Origin of the sequence: Clostridium punense (genome assembly GCF_017874425.1) — a bacterium.
Lineage (GTDB): Bacteria > Bacillota > Clostridia > Clostridiales > Clostridiaceae > Clostridium_J > Clostridium_J punense.
On the sequence record NZ_JAGGLL010000082.1, the window covers coordinates 1 to 2603 of the forward strand.

General features: G+C 33.0%; 1 protein-coding gene. It reads right to left on the bottom strand.

All coding sequences use genetic code 11. From position 1 onward, the window contains the following. Window positions 1-77: 77 nt before the first annotated feature. A complete protein-coding gene (gene ltrA, locus J2Z44_RS21240; RefSeq protein WP_209650056.1) occupies window positions 78-1898 on the bottom strand; it encodes a group II intron reverse transcriptase/maturase in 1821 nt (606 codons plus the stop codon). Between the last annotated feature and the right edge of the window lie 705 nt (window positions 1899-2603).

Below are 2603 nucleotides of genomic sequence, written 5' to 3' on the forward strand. Positions count from 1 at the left end.
CCTTCTTTTCCCCTCCTCCACACCGTACAAGCGACTTTCACCGCATACGGCGTTCCATCAATGTCTATTAATTTATATTAAATCATAGGATTTCCAACAAGTATGCGAAGTGTATTAATTTTATTTAAGGCTTTATTGTCTAACTCTATCCCTTCCTTGTATCTATTAGCTTTGCCCATGTCCTTTTCATCTATCAGATTACTTATTTCTCTACTAACCAATACAAGATTTTGATATTTATCTGTTCCACCCTTATTCTTGGGAAGCCTATTTCTTATTATCATAGTCACTATATCTAAGGGTTTTTTAGTTATATGACATAATCCTTTTTGAGCTACATAGAGTGATATCCTATTATCATTTTTCTGCATGCTTTCTTTTTTCAAAGGATTATCTATAAGAAATTTTATTGTGTCCTTAAATTCTCCTGCCAGTTCTTTATGAATATAGTATCTTCCTTGTGCAGTATATCTGCTAGCAATGATTTTCATGGATTTAGGAATTTTAAATTTAATTGCTGCTAGTGGATATATAGTTGTTTTGCATATACTTACTGGCTTGAAATTATATCTTCCATAAAACTTTTTATAGGTTTTATCTCCGTATAATCTATCACTTCGTATACTTCTTGTTCGATTATAAAGCCTCTTTCTAACTAAGAAATTTATTTCACTAAAATCTATATTTACATTGGTAGCTATGCCATAATAATTGTGCCAACCCAATATCATAGAATTTAGTTTTTCAACGTTATATGCTTTAGGATTATTTCTAATTATTTCAATTTGATTTCTATAATTGTTTATTATTTTAGTCTTAGCCTTGTCAGATATATTGCTTTTAGCAACGTATTTTCCTGGATTCTTCTTTTTAACCTTTAGTTTGAATCCAAGGAAGTTTGAATAGTTTCGACGTAAATTTATTACCATGGATTTTTCTTTGCTGATATCTAATTTAAGTCTTTCTTTTAACCAATTAGTAACAGCTATGAATATCTTTTGAGCAGATTTATAGTTGTTTGTTACTAATTTAAAATCATCAGCATAGCGGACTATATACATTTGTTTTAAATGTGTTCTCCTTAATGCCCTTATTTTATGCTCTTGTTTGGAGTATTCTTTTGTTATCATACCTTCCCATTGGCTGTATATCCACCAATCTAGTTCATTTAGGACTATGTTGGAAAGCAAAGTTGATATTATTCCGCCTTGCGGCACGCCCTTTTGTGGAATACCTACACCTTCTATTTTTGCTTTTAACATTCTTGATATTATGACTATTAGTTTCTTATCTCTAATTCCCATATTCCATATTTGCTTAAGCAATTTTCCATGGTCTACGTTATCGAAGAAACCTTTAATATCAATGTCTACTGCATAATGAAGTTTGTTTATGTTAATAAGGTTCATTACTTTTGCAGTAGCATTTTCAGCACTTCGGTCAGGTCTAAAGCCATAACTTCCATGATAGAACTTAGCTTCAACTATAGGTTCAAGTATCTGCTTTATGCATTGCTGAAACATTCTATCTTCTATTGTTGGTATCCCTAAAGGTCTCACCCCGCCGCCAGGCTTTTCTATCTCTACTCTTCTTACAGCCATTGGTTTAAATTTTTCAAATCTTTTCTGTATATAGTCTATCCATTCTGATATTTCGTATTGGCCTATATCCTTTATGGTAGTTCCATTTACACCAGGAGTGTTACTCCCATCATTATTCTTAATATTTCTGTAAGCTAAAGCTATATTCTTTGGGTCTATTATTTCAGAAATCAAATCTTTAAATATATAACCTTCTCTACTTTTTCTGTAGAGTTCATCTTGAATTTGTTGAGTATAATAATATTCGTTATTTCTTAGTTGCTGTTTCTTTAATATTCCTTCTTCACCTGCCGTCATTAGTTAGCTTCATTCCTATTGTTTCGGCTTTTCTTAGTCTTAATCGAACCTAATGATTTTCGTATAATTTAATTTTAATAAACATTGACTTGTGGCTATCCCTCCCCTTGCTTTCGCAAGTTTCAACGGTACTATGCCACTACTTTCACTGATATAAAGATAAGTTATAGCTTTTGCTTTTCCTTATCACCACTTCACAGAAAATAAGTTCTCAGTGTTATCAGCTTACCACGTTCCAATAACTTTATCTTTTCATATATCCTTAGGTAATTCCTATGAGCCTGTGTGCTTGATACTGCCTGTAACAGTATAAGGATTTTCATAACACCGATTTTTACTCTTCCTCACACACCCTACAACTTTGGTAGGAGAAATATTTCTATTTCCTATATGTTTAGACCCTTACATTCGGAATTTTGTCAGTCCCTTTGGGACATTCTTACCATAGATATTTTATAGACTCCCGACCTATGTTACACTCGACCACCTCTGGTTCGCATTTCCTAGAGCTATCGCTCCTTAGGGTGTAATCTCAGCCGACTTCACCGAGCTTATAACAGTTCCATTCTTATTAACAGAACCGCTATTCAGAGTATCAGAGAAAGCCCTTCAAGGCGTTACCCTCTCATTTGACTTTTCAAGTTATTAGTTCTTAAATAGCTATACTATTTAGGCAATACTTTTCATATTGCAACGTGTCGCACC

What these genes read in the sequence shown, in the direction of transcription:
- ltrA (WP_209650056.1), bottom strand. Translation starts at nt 1,898, where the DNA reads ATGACGGCAGGTGAAGAAGGAATATTAAAGAAACAGCAACTAAGAAAT.